This is a genomic window from Pseudomonas sp. TZ252 (genome assembly GCF_056110345.1).
This window is the reverse complement of sequence record NZ_CM148566.1, coordinates 2,952,376-2,968,285: the sequence shown is the minus strand read 5'-3', so window position 1 is coordinate 2,968,285 and position 15,910 is coordinate 2,952,376. Positions and strand designations below refer to the sequence as shown.

Below are 15,910 nucleotides of genomic sequence, written 5' to 3'. Positions count from 1 at the left end.
GCCTTCCGTTCGAGGGGCGCTGCAGCAGGCCTAGGCCTGTCAGGCTCGAACGGAGCGCGCTCTCAGGCCGGCCTCGCCGGTCTGTCAACGCACCAACGGCGCCCATTCGCAGACAACGAATGGAGAGTTACGCATGAGCGCTGTCATGACGCCCGCCGGTTTCACCGACTACAAGGTCGCCGACATCACCCTGGCCGCCTGGGGCCGCCGCGAGCTGATCATCGCCGAATCGGAAATGCCCGCACTGATGGGCCTGCGCCGCAAGTATGCCGGCCAGCAGCCGCTGAAAGGCGCGAAGATCCTCGGTTGCATCCACATGACCATCCAGACCGGCGTGCTGATCGAGACCCTGGTCGCGCTGGGCGCCGAAGTCCGCTGGTCGAGCTGCAACATCTTCTCCACCCAGGACCAGGCCGCCGCCGCCATCGCCGCAGCCGGCATCCCGGTGTTCGCCTGGAAGGGCGAGACCGAGGAAGAGTACGAATGGTGCATCGAGCAGACCATCCTCAAGGACGGCCAGCCGTGGGACGCCAACATGGTGCTGGACGACGGCGGTGACCTGACCGAGATCCTGCACAAGAAATACCCGCAGATGCTCGAGCGCATCCACGGCATCACCGAAGAGACCACCACCGGGGTCCACCGCCTGCTCGACATGCTCAAGAACGGCACCCTGAAAGTCCCGGCGATCAACGTCAACGACTCGGTGACCAAGAGCAAGAACGACAACAAGTACGGCTGCCGCCATAGCCTCAACGACGCCATCAAGCGCGGCACCGACCACCTGCTGTCGGGCAAGCAGGCCCTGGTGATCGGCTACGGCGACGTGGGCAAGGGCTCCTCGCAGTCGCTGCGCCAGGAAGGCATGATCGTCAAGGTCGCGGAAGTCGACCCGATCTGCGCCATGCAGGCCTGCATGGACGGCTTCGAAGTCGTCTCGCCGTACAAGAACGGCATCAACGACGGCACCGAGGCCAGCATCGACGCCGCGCTGCTGGGCAAGATCGACCTGATCGTCACCACCACCGGCAACGTCAACGTCTGCGACGCCAACATGCTCAAGGCGCTGAAGAAACGCGCGGTGGTCTGCAACATCGGCCACTTCGACAACGAGATCGACACCGCCTTCATGCGCAAGAACTGGGCCTGGGAAGAGGTCAAGCCGCAGGTGCACAAGATCCACCGCACCGGCAAGGACGGTTTCGACGCGCACAACGACGACTACCTGATCCTTCTCGCCGAAGGCCGCCTGGTCAACCTGGGCAACGCCACCGGCCATCCGAGCCGGATCATGGACGGTTCCTTCGCCAACCAGGTGCTGGCGCAGATCCACCTGTTCGAGCAGAAGTACGCCGACCTGCCGGCCGCCGAGAAGGCCAAGCGCCTGAGCGTCGAAGTGCTGCCGAAGAAGCTCGACGAGGAAGTGGCCCTGGAGATGGTCAAGGGCTTCGGCGGCGTGGTCACCCAACTGACCCCGAAACAGGCCGAGTACATCGGCGTGAGCGTGGAAGGCCCGTTCAAGCCGGACACCTATCGCTACTAAGCGGACCACGGGGCAGGCGCCATGCGCCTGCCCCGTTCGCATGAGCGCTCCCACGATGTCCACGCACCTCGCCGATCGCTACAACCAGGCCTGGCTGTTCGCCGCCCGCGCCCACCGCAACCAGACCCTCAGCGGCTCGCCGCTGCCTTATCTGGTGCACCTGGGCATGGTCGCCAACGAGCTGCTGGCCGCCGATCGCGACGGTGCCATCGAACGGCTCGGGGAAACCCTGCAGATCGCGGTCCTGCACGACACCCTGGAAGACACGGCGACCTCACCCGAGGAGCTGCGGCAACAGTTCGGCGAGTTCGTCTGTGCCGGCGTGCAGGCCCTGAGCAAGCGCGTGGGCGACAGCCCCAAGCGTTCCCTCGACGACTATCTCCAGGCGCTTGCCGAGGGCCCGGCGCAGTACGCCCTGGTCAAGCTGTGCGACCGCATCACCAACCTGCAGCCACCGCCGCAGACCTGGAACCAGGACAAGATCGCGAACTACCACCAGGAGTCGCAGCTGATCCTCGCTCGCCTCGGCCATGCCCACGCCGCGACGGCCCGACGCCTGCGGGAAAAAATCGAGCACTACCGCCAGTACTACTGAAGTACCCGGCGCTAGTCGGAATCAACAAGAAGAGGCGCGGCCGTGGTCGCGTCCAAGGAACCGATCATGAGTCAGAGCGAACGCCGTTTCAGCTTCGAGTTCTTCCCGGCGAAGACCGAGGCCGGCCATGAAAAGCTGTTGGCCACCGCCCGCAACCTGGCGGGCTACAAGCCCGACTTCTTCTCCTGCACCTACGGCGCCGGCGGATCCACCCGCGACCGCACGTTGAGTACCGTGCTGCAACTGGACGGCGAGGTGAAGGTGCCGACCGCGCCCCACCTGTCCTGTGTCGGCGACTCGAAAGCCGAGTTGCGCGAACTGCTCGGCCGCTACCGCGAGGCCGGCATCCGCCGCATCGTCGCCCTGCGCGGCGACCTGCCGTCGGGCATGGGCATGGCCAGCGGCGAACTGCGCTACGCCAACGAACTGGTGGACTTCATCCGCACCGAGACCGGCGACCACTTCCACATCGAGGTCGCCGCCTATCCGGAAGTCCACCCCCAGGCGCGCAGCTTCGAGGATGACCTGGCGAACTTCGTGCGCAAGGTGAAGGCCGGCGCCAGCAGCGCCATCACCCAGTACTTCTTCAACGCCGATGCCTATTTCTACTTCGTCGAGCGGGTCGCCAAGCTCGGCGTGGACATCCCGGTGGTCCCCGGCATCATGCCGATCACCAACTACTCCAAGCTGGCGCGCTTCTCCGACGCCTGCGGCGCCGAACTGCCGCGCTGGATCCGCAAGCAACTGGAAGCCTACGGCGACGACAGCCGCAGCATCCAGGCCTTCGGCGAGCAGGTCATCAGCGAGATGTGCGAACGCCTGCTGGAGGGCGGCGCACCGGGACTGCATTTCTATACTTTGAACCAGGCCGATCCGAGCCTGGCGATCTGGAAGAATCTCCAGCTGCCACGCTGATACCGCCCACGCGGTTCGGCCCGGCAGCGTATACCGGCAGGGATGCCTCTCACGCGATCCACGACAGACATGGCCAACTCACGCAAGCATCTGATCTACCTGGTCTACGGGCGACAGACCTACCACCAGGAAGCCCTGTTCAGCATCGCCAGCGCCTTCGCCCACCTCCGCGACGGGGCGGCGCATGGCCTGACGGTCAGGGTCTATACCGACGACCCCAGTCCCTACGCCGGCCTGCCGGTGCAGGTCCGCGAAGTGACGGCCGAGGAGTTGGTCGCCTGGTGCCAACCGCACGGCTATCACTTCCGCGCCAAGCACGTGGCCCTGCGCGACGCCCTGGAAGACGCCGACCAGGCATTGCTGATCGACACCGATACCTTCTTCCACAGTTCGCCCCTGCGCCTGTTCGACCGCATCCAGCCCGGCAGCCTGCTGTGCAACGCGATCGGCGCGCGCTATGGCGAACACCGTAACTTCCCGCTCTACCGCGACCTCTCGCCCTACCTGTTCGAGCGCGGCTGGGCCGACGACGAGATGCACCAGCTCAACTCCGGCGTCATCGGCCTGCCTCGGGAAGAGGCGAAAATACTCGACCGTTCGTTGGAATTAATGGATGAACTCTATCCAATTGCCAACGGTGCCTATACTCTTGAGGAATTCGTCCTGGCCGTCGCCGCCCACAAGCGGCTGGAGCTGGTGGGTTGTACCGACCTGATCCACCATTACTGGAGCCGGAAACAGCTGTTCCGCGCGAAGATCCAGGCCTGGTTGTGCAAGCACGGTTCCTCCCTTCTCAGCGCTGCAGCCCTCGACGACACCCTCAAGGTGACCGATCGACTGCCACGCCCACCGCGTGCCAAGCGTCTGCTGTACAAGCTGGGAACCCTGCCGTTGCCGGCTCCGATGCGCCAGTTCAGTATCGAACTGCTCTACGGTTGCCACGAATACAGTAACGAGTTCGACCGGGCCTGCGGCCCCGTCTGGTGGGAGAAAGCCGCGACCAATGCCATCGAACGCTATCCGCAGGAACCGATTGCGGAACAAATCGAGGATTGGCTGAATCACAGTTTGCTGCGCAACCTCCTTGGCTCCCGGGCCAACGAGATCCGCCAGCATTTGCGCCAGCGTGACCTGCTCTGACCGCAGCCCTCCGTTGACGCTGCCCCCGGCCCCCCCACCCAGGGCCGGGAGCGAACCGGCCAGCGCCCCCGACCAGGTGCGCGGCCATGCCCGCGAGGGCACCCGTTCGACACCGGCCACCGAGCGCATACGCAGCGCCGCGGCCAGACCTTCCGCCCTGGCCGACAGGGCCCGAAGGTAGACAGGAGTTCGCAGAACTTGGTGATTTCACAGCAGCCGGCCTCGCCCCGGCCCATATAGGAAAACCCGCATGTCCTTTTCTTCCCTCGGACTCTCCGAGGCGCTTGCCCGCGCTGTGGAGGCTGCGGGCTACAGCCAGCCCACTCCCGTGCAACAGCGGGCGATTCCCGCCGTGTTGCAAGGTCGCGACCTGATGGTTGCGGCACAGACCGGCACCGGCAAGACCGGTGGTTTCGCCCTGCCGGTACTGGAGCGCCTGTTCCCCGCCGGTCATCCCGACCGCGAACACCGCCACGGCCCGCGCCAGGCGCGCGTGCTGGTACTGACCCCGACCCGTGAGCTGGCCGCCCAGGTGCATGACAGCTTCAAGGTCTACGCCCGCGACCTGCCGCTGAACAGCACCTGCATCTTCGGCGGGGTTGGCATGAACCCGCAGATCCAGGCCCTGGCCAAGGGCGTCGACGTACTCGTCGCCTGCCCCGGCCGCCTGCTCGACCTGGCCGGGCAGAACAAGGTCGACCTGTCCCACGTGGAAATCCTCGTCCTCGACGAAGCCGACCGCATGCTCGACATGGGCTTCATCCACGATGTGAAGAAGGTTCTCGCCAAGCTGCCGCCCAAGCGCCAGAACCTGCTGTTCTCGGCTACCTTCTCGAAAGACATCGTCGACCTCGCCAACAAGCTCCTGCACAACCCGGAACGCATCGAGGTAACGCCGCCGAACACCACGGTCGAGCGCATCGAGCAACGCGTGTTCCGCCTGCCGGCGCCGCAGAAGCGCGCCCTGCTGGCGCACCTGGTGACCGTCGGCGCCTGGGAACAGGTGCTGGTCTTCACCCGTACCAAGCACGGCGCCAACCGTCTCGCCGAGTACCTGACCAAGCACGGCCTGCCGGCCGCCGCGATCCATGGCAACAAGAGCCAGAACGCGCGGACCAAGGCGCTGGCCGACTTCAAGGCCAACGACGTGCGCATCCTGGTGGCGACCGACATCGCCGCCCGCGGCCTGGATATCGACCAGTTGCCCCATGTGGTCAACTACGAGTTGCCCAACGTCGAGGAAGACTACGTCCACCGCATCGGCCGTACCGGCCGCGCCGGACGCAGCGGCGAGGCGATCTCGCTGGTGGCGCCGGACGAAGAGAAGCTGCTCAAGGCCATCGAGAAGATGACCAGACAGCGTATTCCCGATGGCGATGCCCAGGGTTTCGACCCCGAGGCCGTGCTGCCCGAGGTGGCCCAGCCGGAGCCCCGCGAGGCGCCGCAGAAGCAGCCGCGCCGCGACAAGGAACGGCGCAGCAGCCGCGAGCGCAAGCCGAAAGACGCCCAGGCGAGCAACCCCGACAGCAATGTCGCTGCGGCCCAGGACGGTACCGAGAAGCCGGCCGGCAAGCGCCGCCGTCGCGGTGGCAAGAACAAGGAAAACCGCGAGGCCGGCCAAGCGCAGCAGCCGCGGCAGAGCCGCGAAGCGCGTCCGGCCAAGCCCAATCGGCCGCCGGAAGTCGACGGTAATCGCGATCCGGAAGAGTTCCTCGACGACGACTTCGACAATTTCGGCAACCGCGCCGACTACGTCAGCCCCTACCAGGGCCAGGAAAACAAGGGACGCGGACGCCGCGGTGGCCAGCAGAAACCCCAGGGCGGCACCGGCCAGCAGGGTCGTGGCCAAGGCCAGGGCCAGGGCCAAGCTCGCGGCAAGACCCAGGGCGCCGCTCAAGGCGGCGCTCGCGGTCAGGGTGCCGGCCAGGGCAAGGCGAAGAAACCGCGCGCCAGCAAGCCGCGCGGCCAGGGTCGCGAGAATGCCTCGCGGATGAGCGACGCGCCGCTGCGCGAGCCGTCCGAGTACGGCACCGGCAAGCAGCCGAGCCGCCAGCCGGTGGTGATCAACAAGCGCGACCTGGTGCGCATGGATCGCTTCCCCACCGCCGAGCAGCTCGACGAGCTGGAACCGCGGCGCAAGGGCGAGCGCCCCGCACTGCTGACCCGCAACCGCTAAGGCCGAGCGGGTCCGTGACGCGGACCCGCCGACTTCCGCGAGGATAAAAAAACGCCGACCCTAGGGTCGGCGTTCTTGCATGGCGCGGAAGGCGATCAGGCCTGCGGATCTTCCTTCTTCGCGGTCTGCTGCTGGGTCACGGTCTGCTGGTTCCAGCCGCCGCCGAGGGCCTTGTACAGGTTGACCTCGCTGGTCAGCTGGTTGAGGCGGTCGGTGATCAGTTGCTGCTGCGCGGTGAACAGCGAGCGTTGCGCGTCGAGCAGGGTCAGGTAGTTGTCCACCCCCGTGCGGTAGCGCTTGTCGGCGAGCTGGTAGTACTCGTCGCTGGCCTTGACCAGATCGCGCTGCGCCTGCAACTGCTCGGTGAAGGTACCGCGCGCGGCCAGGCCGTCGGCGACTTCCTGGAAGGCGGTCTGGATCGCCTTCTCGTACTGCGCGACGTTGATGTCCTTCTGGATCTTCGCGTAGTCCAGGCTGGCGCGCAGGCTGCCGGCGGTGAAGATCGGCAGGTTGATCGACGGCTGGAACAACCAGGAGCCCGAACCGGCGTCGAACAGGCCGGACAGCTGGCGGCTCATGGTGCCGGCGTTGGCGGTCAGGCTGATGCTCGGGAAGAACGCCGCGCGCGCGGCGCCGATGCTGGCGTTGGCGGCCATGAGCTGGTGCTCGGCCTCGAGGATGTCCGGGCGCCGTTGCAGCAGGTCCGACGGCAGGCCCGCCGGCACTTCGGTCAGCAGGGTCTGGTCCAGGCCCAGGCCTTGCGGCAGGTTCGCCGGGATCCCGGAACCCAGCAGCAGGACCAGCGCATTCTGGTCCTGGGCTACCAGGCGGGTGTACTGCGCCAGGGTCGCGCGGGCGCCTTCCACGGCGGTCTGCGCCTGGCGCAGGTCGAGCGCGGAGGCGACGCCGACGTCGTAGCTGCGCTGGGTCAGGTCGAAACTCTTCTGGTAGGTGCCCAGGGTGTCCTTGGTCAGCTGCAACTGCGCCTGGTCGGCCTTCAGCGTCAGGTAGGCGGTCGCCACGCTGGCCACCAGGGTGGTCTGCGCGCTGCGCTGCGCCTGTTCGGTCGCCAGGTACTGCTCCAGGGCCTGGTCGCGCAGGCTGCGCAGGCGGCCGAAGAGATCGAGTTCCCAGGCGGTAGTGCCCAGGGTCACCCCGTACTGGCTGGAAATCGCCGGACTGCCGGTGGTCGACAGGTCGCCCGGCAAACGCTGGCGGGTGCCGCTACCGTCCACGCCGATCCGCGGGAACAGGTCGGCCCGCTGGATGCGGTACTGCGCCCGGAAGGCCTCGACGTTCAACGCGGCGACCCGCAGGTCGCGGTTGTTTTCCAGCGCCACGCCGATCAGTTGCTGCAACTGCGGGTCGCGGAAGAACTCGCGCCAGCCGATGTCGGCGGCCGGAACGGCCGCCGCGCCGGTGTTCTGCCCGTAGGCCTGCCCTTGCGGGTAGGCCGCGGCTACCGGCGCCTCGGGGCGCTGGTAGTCGGGAATCAGCGAGCAGCCGGACAGAACGACAGCGGCTACCGCCAGGGAAAGGAAGGACCTTTTCATATCATTGCCCCTTTTCGGCCTCAGCCTGCTGCTTGGACGCCTCGTCCTTGAACAGCGTGCTGACCGCCACGTAGAACAGCGGTACCCAGAAGATCGCCAGGACGGTCGCAGTGACCATGCCGCCGATCACGCCGGTACCGATCGCATGCTGGCTGCCCGAGCCGGCGCCGGTGGAGATCGCCAGCGGAACCACACCGAGGATGAACGCCAGGGAGGTCATCACGATCGGCCGCAGACGCATGCGGCAGGCCTCGATGGCCGCCTCGACGATGCCCTTGCCCTGCTCGTGCAGCTCCTTGGCGAACTCCACGATGAGGATGGCGTTCTTCGCCGACAGGCCGATGGTCGTCAACAGGCCCACCTGGAAGAACACGTCGTTGGACAGGCCGCGCATGGACGTCGCCAGCAGCGCGCCGATCACGCCCAACGGCACCACCAGCATCACCGAGAACGGAATCGACCAGCTTTCGTACAGGGCCGCCAGGCAGAGGAACACCACCAGCAGCGACAGCGCATACAGCGCCGGCGCCTGCGAGCCGGACAAGCGCTCCTCGTAGGACAGGCCGGTCCAGGAGTAGCCAACGCCTTTCGGCAATTGCTTGACGATCTCCTCGACCGCCGCCATGGCGTCACCGGAACTCAGGCCGGGCGCCGGCTCGCCGAGGATCTCCATCGCCGGCACGCCATTGTAGCGCTCCAGCTTCGGCGAACCGTATTCCCACTTGCCGGTGGCGAAGGCGTTGAACGGCACCATCTCGCCCTTGTCGTTGCGCACGTACCACTTGCTCAGGTCGTCCGGGTTCATCCGCGCGTCCGGCCTGCCCTGCAGGTAGACCCGTTTGACCCGGCCACGGTCGATGAAGTCGTTGACGTAGCTGGAACCCCAGGCGATGGACACGGTGCTGTTGATGTCGGCGAGGGACACGCCGAGGGCGCTGGCCTTCTCGTCGTCGATCTCCAGCTTGTACTGCGGTTCGTCGCTCATGCCGTTGGGGCGCACGCGTTGCAGCGCCGGGTTCTGCGCGGCGAGCATGAGGAACTTGTTGCGCGCCTGGAGCAGGACCTCGTGGCCGACGCCCGCCTGGTCCTGGAGGAACAGGTCGAAGCCGGTGGCGTTACCCAGTTCCAGTACCGACGGCGGCGCGAAGGCGAACACCATCGCGTCCTTGAAGCTGAAGAAGTGCATCTGCGCACGCTTGGCCAGCTCGAACACGCTGTTCTCGCCACCGGGACGCTCTTCCCAGGGCTTGAGCATGATGAACGCCATGCCCGAACTCTGGCCGCGGCCGGCGAAGTTGAAGCCGGTCACGGTGAACACCGAGCTGACCGAAGAGCTTTCCTTCTCCAGCAGGTATTCGCGCATCGAGTCCACCACCACCTGGGTACGCTCGGCGCTGGAGCCCGGCGGGGTCTGTACCTGGGCGAACAGTACGCCCTGGTCCTCGTCGGGGAGGAACGCGGTGGGAATGCGGGTGAACATCCAGATCATCCCGGCCACGATCACCACGTAGATCAGCAGGTACGGCGCGCGATGCTTGAGGATCGACGCCACGCCACGCTCGTAGCCGTGGGTGGTGGAAAGGAACATCCGGTTGAACCAGCCGAAGAAGCCGCCCTTGTGCTCGCCATGGTCGCCTTTCTCGATCGGCTTGAGCATGGTCGCGCAGAGCGCCGGGGTGAGGATCAGCGCCACGATCACCGAGAGGGCCATGGCCGACACGATGGTGATGGAGAACTGCCGGTAGATCACCCCGGTGGAGCCGCCGAAGAACGCCATCGGCAGGAATACCGCCGAGAGCACCATGGCGATACCGACCAGCGCGCCCTGGATCTGGCCCATGGACTTGCGCGCCGCCTCCCTTGGCGACAGGCCTTCCTCGGCCATCACCCGCTCGACGTTCTCCACCACCACGATGGCGTCGTCCACCAGCAAGCCGATGGCCAGCACCATGCCGAACATGGTCAGGGTGTTGATCGAGAAGCCGAACGCGGCGAGCACGCCGAAGGTCCCCAGCAGCACCACCGGTACGGCGATGGTCGGGATCAGCGTGGCGCGGAAGTTCTGCAGGAACAGGTACATCACCAGGAACACGAGGAGGATCGCCTCGCCGAGGGTCTTCACTACCTCATGGATCGAGGCCGAGACCACCGGGGTGGTGTCGTACGGGTAGACCACCTTCATGCCCTGCGGCATGAACGGTTCCAGGTTGGCGATGGTCTGGCGGATCGCCTTGGCGGTATCCAGCGCGTTGGCGCCGGTGGCCAGCTTGATCGCGATACCGGACGCCGGGCTGCCGTTGAACTGCGCGTTGATGCTGTAGTCCTGGCCGCCCAGGCCGACATCGGCGACGTCCTTCAGGCGCACCTGGGAACCGTCGGGATTGACCTTGAGCAGGATGTTCTCGAATTGCTCCGCGGTCTGCAGGCGGGTCTTGCCGATGATGGTGGCGTTGAGCTGCTGGCCCTTGACCGCCGGCAAGCCGCCGAGCTGGCCGGAGGAGATCTGCACGTTCTGCGCCTGGATCGCGCTGCTCACGTCGCCCGGGGTCAGTTGGTAGCTGTTCAGCTTGGCCGGGTCGAGCCAGACGCGCATCGAGTACTGCGAGCCGAACACCTGGAAGTCACCGACGCCCTTGGTCCGCGAGAGCGGGTCCTGGATGTTGGAAACGATGTAGTTCGACAGGTCTTCCTTGGTCATGCTGCCGTCGGTGGAAACCACACCGACCACCATGAGGAAGTTCTTCACCGCCTTGGTCACCCGGATCCCCTGGCGCTGCACTTCCTGCGGCAGCAGCGGGGTGGCCAGTTGCAGCTTGTTCTGCACCTGAACCTGGGCGATGTCGGGGTCGGTGCCCTGTTCGAAGGTCACGGTGATGGTCATGCTGCCGTCGGAGTTACTCTCCGAGGAGATGTAGCGCAGATTGTCGATCCCGTTCATCTGCTGCTCGATCACCTGGACCACGGTGTCCTGCACCGTCTCGGCCGAGGCGCCCGGGTAGCTCACCTGCACGGCGATGGCCGGCGGGGCGATGGCCGGGTACTGGTTGACCGGCAGACTGAGGATCGACAGGCCGCCCGCGAGCATGATCACCAAGGCGATCACCCACGCGAAAATGGGCCTATCAATGAAAAACTTCGACATTACGAATCCCCTTGATCAGCCCTTGCTGTCGGTTTTCGCCGGAGCGGCGTCGGCCTTCTGCGCGGACGCGACATTCTTCGCCGGCACGGTCTTCACCTCGACACCCGGCTGCACGAACTGCAGGCCTTCGGTAATGATCTTGTCGCCGGCGTTCAGGCCTTCGGTGACCAGCCACTTGTCGCCGATCACCCGGTCGGCCTTGATCACCCGCAGCTCGACCTTGTTCTGCGCGTTCACCACCAGCGCGGTAGCCTGGCCCTTGAGGTCGCGGGTCACGCCTTGCTGCGGAGCGAGGATGGCCTTCTGCTTGACGCCTTCCTGCAACTGCGCGTGAACGAACATGCCGGGCAGCAGCTCGTTGTTCGGGTTGGGGAACACGGCGCGGATGGTGACCGAGCCGGTGCCTTCGTCGACGGAAACCTCGGAGAATTCGAGGCGGCCTTCCAGCGGGTATTGGCTACCGTCCTCCAGCTTCAGGGAGACCTTCGCAGCGTTGTCGCCGGCGCGCTCCAACTGGCCGCTGGCCAGTTCGCGGCGCAGGCGCAGCAGGGCGGTGGACGGCTGGGTGACGTCGACGTAGATCGGGTCGAGCTGTTGCACGGTGGCCATCGCGTTGGCCTGGCCGTTGGTCACCAGGGCGCCTTCGGTCACCGCGGAACGGCCGATGCGGCCGGAGATCGGCGACAGCACCTTGGTGTAGCGCAGGTTGATCCGCGCCTGTTCCACCGCCGCCTTGGACTGCAGGTAGGCGGCATTGGCGTCGGCGTACTGCTGCTTGCTCACGGCCTGGTCGGCGACCAGCAGCTTGTAGCGCTGGGCCTGCTCCTGGGTCGAGGCCAGGTTGGCCTGGGCGCTCTGGTAGTCGGCCTCGTAGGTGGCGGGGTCGATCTGGTAGAGCTGCTGCCCGGCCTTGACGTCGCTGCCTTCCTTGAACAGGCGCTTGAGGATGATGCCGTTCACCTGGGGACGCACCTCGGCGATGCGGAACGCATTGGTCCGGCCCGGCAGCTCGGTATTCAGGGTCACCGTCTGCGCTTCCAGGGTCACGATTCCGACCTCCGGCGTTTGCGCCGGCGGCGGCGCCTCGCTTTTTCCGCACCCGGAAAGGGCCGAAATCGCGACCAGCAGGGCCGGAACCAGTACACGCATGGCTGGCGTTCGTTGCATAGCGTTGTCCTCATGAGCGAAAGCGGCCGATGCAGCGTGAAGGCGCTGCACCGGCTCGAAGAAGGCAGGCAAAATACTTACATTCATAGGTGTTTGTAAACGTCCGAAAGCCTCGCGTGAAAACACCTGAAACGTTTTAGCTCGATGGCCGGTTATCCACCCGGCGCCATGGCCCATATTCAGAACCTGAAACAAGGTTGATAAGGTCAACTAAAATAAGCAAAATAGTTGACTGGATCAACCACATTTACATTAGGTTTACTCGGCCAAACCAATGAACTACCCCGTGAATCCCGACCTGATGCCCGCGCTGATGGCGGTCTTCCAGCATGTACGGACGCGCATCCAGAGCGAGCTCGATTGCCAGCGACTCGACCTGACCCCGCCCGACGTCCATGTATTGAAGCTTATCGACGAACAACGCGGGCTGAACCTGCAGGACCTGGGACGCCAGATGTGCCGCGACAAGGCACTGATCACCCGGAAGATCCGCGAGCTGGAGGGAAGAAACCTGGTCCGCCGCGAGCGCAACCCCAGCGACCAGCGCAGCTTCCAGCTCTTCCTCACCGACGAGGGGCTGGCCATCCACCAGCATGCGGAAGCCATCATGTCACGCGTGCATGACGAGTTGTTTGCCCCGCTCACCCCGGAGGAACAAGCCACCCTGGTGCATCTCCTCGACCAATGCCTGGCCGCGCAACCGCTTGAGGATATTTAAGAACATTCTTTTCGAAGCACAATGAAAAACGCCGGCGATCGCCGGCGTTTTTCGTTTCAGGTATCCGCTTACTGGCGAATGCCTTCGACGGAGAGCAGCAGCTCGACTTCCTGGGATGCCGGGCCGAGGTCCATCTTGATGCCGAAGTCTTTCAGCTTCAGGGTGGCGCTGCCTTCGAAGCCGGCACGGTAGCCGCCCCACGGGTCGTCGCCCTGGCCGATCAGCTTGGCCTTGATGGTGACCGGCTTGGTCACGCCGTTCAGGGTCAGGTTGCCGGTGATGTCGGCGCTGTCGCCGTTGGCCTTCACTTCGGTGGATTCGAAGGTAGCGGTCGGGTTCTTGCTGACGTTGAGGAAATCACCGCTGCGCAGGTGCTTGTCACGCTCGGCATGGTTGGTGTCCACGCTGTTGGTGTTGATGGTCACCTTGACCTTGTCGGCCGACGGGTTCTTCTCGTCGAAGGTGAAGCTGCCGTCGAAGTCGTTGAAGCGGCCGTACAGCCAGCTATAGCCCAGGTGCTTGATGCGGAACTCGATGAAGGCGTGCTGGCCTTCCTTGTCGATCTTGTAGTCCGCGGCCATTGCCTGGCCGGCGGTGAACAGTGCGGAGCCGAGCGCCAGCGCGGCAAGGGTCTTCTTCAGCATGGACATTCTCCTTAACGTGGTTGTTGATCATTCGACGAGCGACCGAGCATGCGCTTTAGGGTCGGGTCGCGGTCGACGAAGTGATGCTTGAGGGCGGCCAGGGCATGGAGGACGGCGAAGACCACCAGCGCCCAGGCCAGGTAGAGATGGATTTCACCCGCGACGTCCGCCTGGTCGGGCAGCCCGCTGAGGGTCGCCGGCACGGAGAACCAGCCGAATACGCTGATCGGTTCGCCGTCGGCGGTGGAAATCAGGTAGCCCGCGACGATCACCGCCAGCAGCAGCCCGTACAGCGCGAGGTGGCCGAGCTTGCTCGCTACCCGCGTGAGCGGACCGTGGTTGACCGGCGCCGGCGGCGGCGGGCTGACGAAACGCCAGACGATCCGCACCAGCAGGGCGATGGCCAGCAGGATGCCGATGCTTTTATGCAGCGCCGGCGCGGGGTGGTACCAGGGGTCGTAATAGCTCAGTTCGCGCATCCACAGGCCCAGGCCGAACAGGCCGAAGACCACCAGCGCGCTGCCCCAGTGCAGGAACAGGCTGAATACGCCGTAACGGGATGAGGTATTGCGCCACTGCATGAAAAACTTCCTTGAAAAGCGAAGCCTCAAGACTAGCGGCAAATCCATCGAGTTAAAGCAGAAAATTCTGCTTTGAAACATCGATTCACAAGATAGGTTCGCAGGCTAAGAAAAAACCCTGGATTGCGCTGCGAACCGGGAAGCGCAAGGCGCCGGAGCTTCCGGCGCCGGCGAAGGGAATCAATCGAACAGGCGGGTGAACCAGGCGAACGGGTTCTTCTTCTCGCCGCCGGTCGTCGGTGCGGCTACCTTCTCGGCCTTCGCCACCATCGGCGCGCCCTCGATCACCGGAGTCTTGCCGGCGTACAGGTCGCGCACCTGGCTGGCGGCGCGCTTGCCGCTGCGCAGCGCCCCCTCGATGGTGCCGGGGTACAGCGCATCGGTGTGCTCGCCGGCGAAGGCGACCCGCGACAGCGGCTGTTCCCAGATCCGCCAGAAGCGCGTCACCTGGCCCGGACCGTAGGCCAGGTAGGAACCGCCGGTGCCCGGGTCGGCGCTGTAGCGACGAATTTCGTAGCCGGCGAAGGCACCGCGCATCTTCGGATAGAACTTGTTCATGCGGATCAGCACCTGGTCGACCATCTGCCGGTCGCCGAAAGCCTGCAGCACGCGGGCGTTGTCGCCGGACAGGTTGATCAGCACGTTGGCGCCGCCTTTCAGCGCCGGCTCGACCCAGATCATGCCCAGGCCCTGGTCGCTGAAGATCTCGCCGGAGAGGCGCGACTTGTCGTCCCACACCGGGCGCTTGAACTTCAGCAGGATCTGGTCGCGCCAGCCATAGTTGGTGCCCTTCAGCGCGGACATCTGGGTACCGCTCAGGGACGGGGTCATCTGGATCTGGCCGAGCGCCTTCAGCGGCACGGCGAGAACCACGTAGTCGGCCTTGTAGGTCTCGCTGCCGGCCTTGACGGCGACGCCGTCCTTGGCCTGGACGATGCTCGACACCTTGGACTTGGTCTTGATCGTCTTGATCTGCTTGACGAAGGCTTCCGCCAGCACCTGGCTGCCGCCGGGCAGGCGCGCCGCGCGCAGGTCGCGGTCGTCGACGCCACGGTAGGCGCGGCCCTGCTGGGCGAGGTAGAGCAGCGACAGGCGCGACGGTTCGTCGTAGCGCGAGCGGATACGCTGGTTGACCAGCAGGCGCGCGGTCGGCGACAGGTTCAGCTTGTCCAGCCAGCGCGCGGCGTTCATCTGGTCGAGGGCGAACAGGGTATTGCTCGAGGCGGGGTTGAGCGGATCGGAGATCGATGCCGAGAGATCGTCCAGGGTCGACTCGAAGCGCTTGAGGTCGGCGGCGACGTTCGGCTGCTTGAGCGCGAGATCGCTGCTGCTGTAGTACAGGCCGTCGATCAGGTAGCTGGGGGTGCGGACGAAGTCCGGCGCCGGCACCGGCTTCAGCTTGAAGGTGTCCAGGTAGGCATTGAGCGTGGGCTGGACCTTCTGGTTGCCGACCCATTCGCTGGTGGCCAGGCCGGAACGCCCGCCCACCTGCGACCGCGCCTCGAGCACCGTGACCTGCCAGCCGTCCTTCTGCAATTCGTAGGCCGCGCTCAGGCCTGCCAGGCCCGCGCCGACGACGATCGCCGTAGGCTGTTTATCCTTGCCCAGCGCCACCGCGCTGAACACCCCCAACATGAGAAACGCCGCGGCGCGCAGCCACCTTAACGACATACCGGACTCCCCAGGAAAAAAGCAAAGACGCAACGGCGCGCAGCATACGCCAGAGCCGTTTGGGC

General features: G+C 65.4%; 12 protein-coding genes and 1 riboswitch. Of the genes, 6 read left to right on the top strand and 6 right to left on the bottom strand.

What is annotated here, in order from left to right:
* Positions 1 to 5: 5 nt before the first annotated feature.
* Positions 6 to 111: riboswitch (S-adenosyl-L-homocysteine riboswitch) on the top strand.
* Positions 112 to 133: 22 nt separating this feature from the next.
* From ahcY to ACYAF3_RS13625, 5 genes are all read left to right on the top strand, one after another.
* On the top strand, positions 134 to 1,543 hold the full coding sequence (ahcY, locus tag ACYAF3_RS13645; RefSeq protein ID WP_003099900.1) for an adenosylhomocysteinase: 1,410 nt from the start codon (positions 134 to 136) through the stop codon (positions 1,541 to 1,543).
* Between the two features lie 40 nt (positions 1,544 to 1,583).
* On the top strand, positions 1,584 to 2,138 hold the full coding sequence (locus tag ACYAF3_RS13640) for an HD domain-containing protein (protein WP_105579185.1): 555 nt from the start codon (positions 1,584 to 1,586) through the stop codon (positions 2,136 to 2,138).
* Positions 2,139 to 2,204: 66 nt separating this feature from the next.
* Positions 2,205 to 3,053, top strand: a complete 849-nt coding sequence (metF, locus tag ACYAF3_RS13635; protein WP_003084639.1) for a methylenetetrahydrofolate reductase [NAD(P)H] — start codon at positions 2,205 to 2,207, stop codon at positions 3,051 to 3,053.
* Positions 3,054 to 3,122: 69 nt separating this feature from the next.
* Complete coding sequence (locus tag ACYAF3_RS13630) at positions 3,123 to 4,193, top strand: hypothetical protein (protein WP_003084637.1); 1,071 nt, start codon at positions 3,123 to 3,125, stop codon at positions 4,191 to 4,193.
* A gap of 250 nt (positions 4,194 to 4,443) precedes the next feature.
* Positions 4,444 to 6,369, top strand: coding sequence for an RNA helicase RhlE2 (locus ACYAF3_RS13625; RefSeq protein ID WP_023107638.1), 1,926 nt, complete (start codon positions 4,444 to 4,446; stop codon positions 6,367 to 6,369).
* A 95-nt stretch (positions 6,370 to 6,464) separates the two neighbouring features.
* Here ACYAF3_RS13625 and oprM read toward each other — a convergent pair whose 3' ends face one another.
* The 3 genes from oprM to mexA are packed head-to-tail and all read right to left on the bottom strand — an operon-like array spanning position 6,465 to position 12,231.
* On the bottom strand, positions 6,465 to 7,922 hold the full coding sequence (oprM, locus tag ACYAF3_RS13620; protein ID WP_003084633.1) for a multidrug efflux RND transporter outer membrane channel subunit OprM: 1,458 nt from the start codon (positions 7,920 to 7,922) through the stop codon (positions 6,465 to 6,467).
* 1 nt (position 7,923) lies between these two features.
* Positions 7,924 to 11,064: a multidrug efflux RND transporter permease subunit MexB gene (gene mexB, locus ACYAF3_RS13615; protein ID WP_023126914.1), complete on the bottom strand. Its 3,141-nt coding sequence runs from the start codon at positions 11,062 to 11,064 to the stop codon at positions 7,924 to 7,926.
* A gap of 15 nt (positions 11,065 to 11,079) precedes the next feature.
* Entirely contained in the window at positions 11,080 to 12,231 is a 1,152-nt protein-coding gene (gene mexA / locus ACYAF3_RS13610) for a multidrug efflux RND transporter periplasmic adaptor subunit MexA (protein WP_003118819.1), read from the bottom strand.
* 274 nt (positions 12,232 to 12,505) lie between these two features.
* On the opposite strand from mexA, the gene mexR reads away from it, so the two are divergent.
* A complete protein-coding gene (gene mexR / locus ACYAF3_RS13605; protein ID WP_004365054.1) occupies positions 12,506 to 12,949 on the top strand; it encodes an effux pump transcriptional repressor MexR in 444 nt (147 codons plus the stop codon).
* A 68-nt stretch (positions 12,950 to 13,017) separates the two neighbouring features.
* Here the strand turns inward: mexR and ACYAF3_RS13600 are convergent, their stop codons facing one another.
* The 3 genes from ACYAF3_RS13600 to ACYAF3_RS13590 form a co-directional block, all read right to left on the bottom strand.
* On the bottom strand, positions 13,018 to 13,593 hold the full coding sequence (locus ACYAF3_RS13600) for a YceI family protein (RefSeq protein ID WP_003084626.1): 576 nt from the start codon (positions 13,591 to 13,593) through the stop codon (positions 13,018 to 13,020).
* A gap of 11 nt (positions 13,594 to 13,604) precedes the next feature.
* Positions 13,605 to 14,174: a cytochrome b gene (locus ACYAF3_RS13595; protein WP_003084623.1), complete on the bottom strand. Its 570-nt coding sequence runs from the start codon at positions 14,172 to 14,174 to the stop codon at positions 13,605 to 13,607.
* A gap of 180 nt (positions 14,175 to 14,354) precedes the next feature.
* Positions 14,355 to 15,845, bottom strand: coding sequence for a flavin monoamine oxidase family protein (locus ACYAF3_RS13590; RefSeq protein ID WP_031671296.1), 1,491 nt, complete (start codon positions 15,843 to 15,845; stop codon positions 14,355 to 14,357).
* Between the last annotated feature and the right edge of the window lie 65 nt (positions 15,846 to 15,910).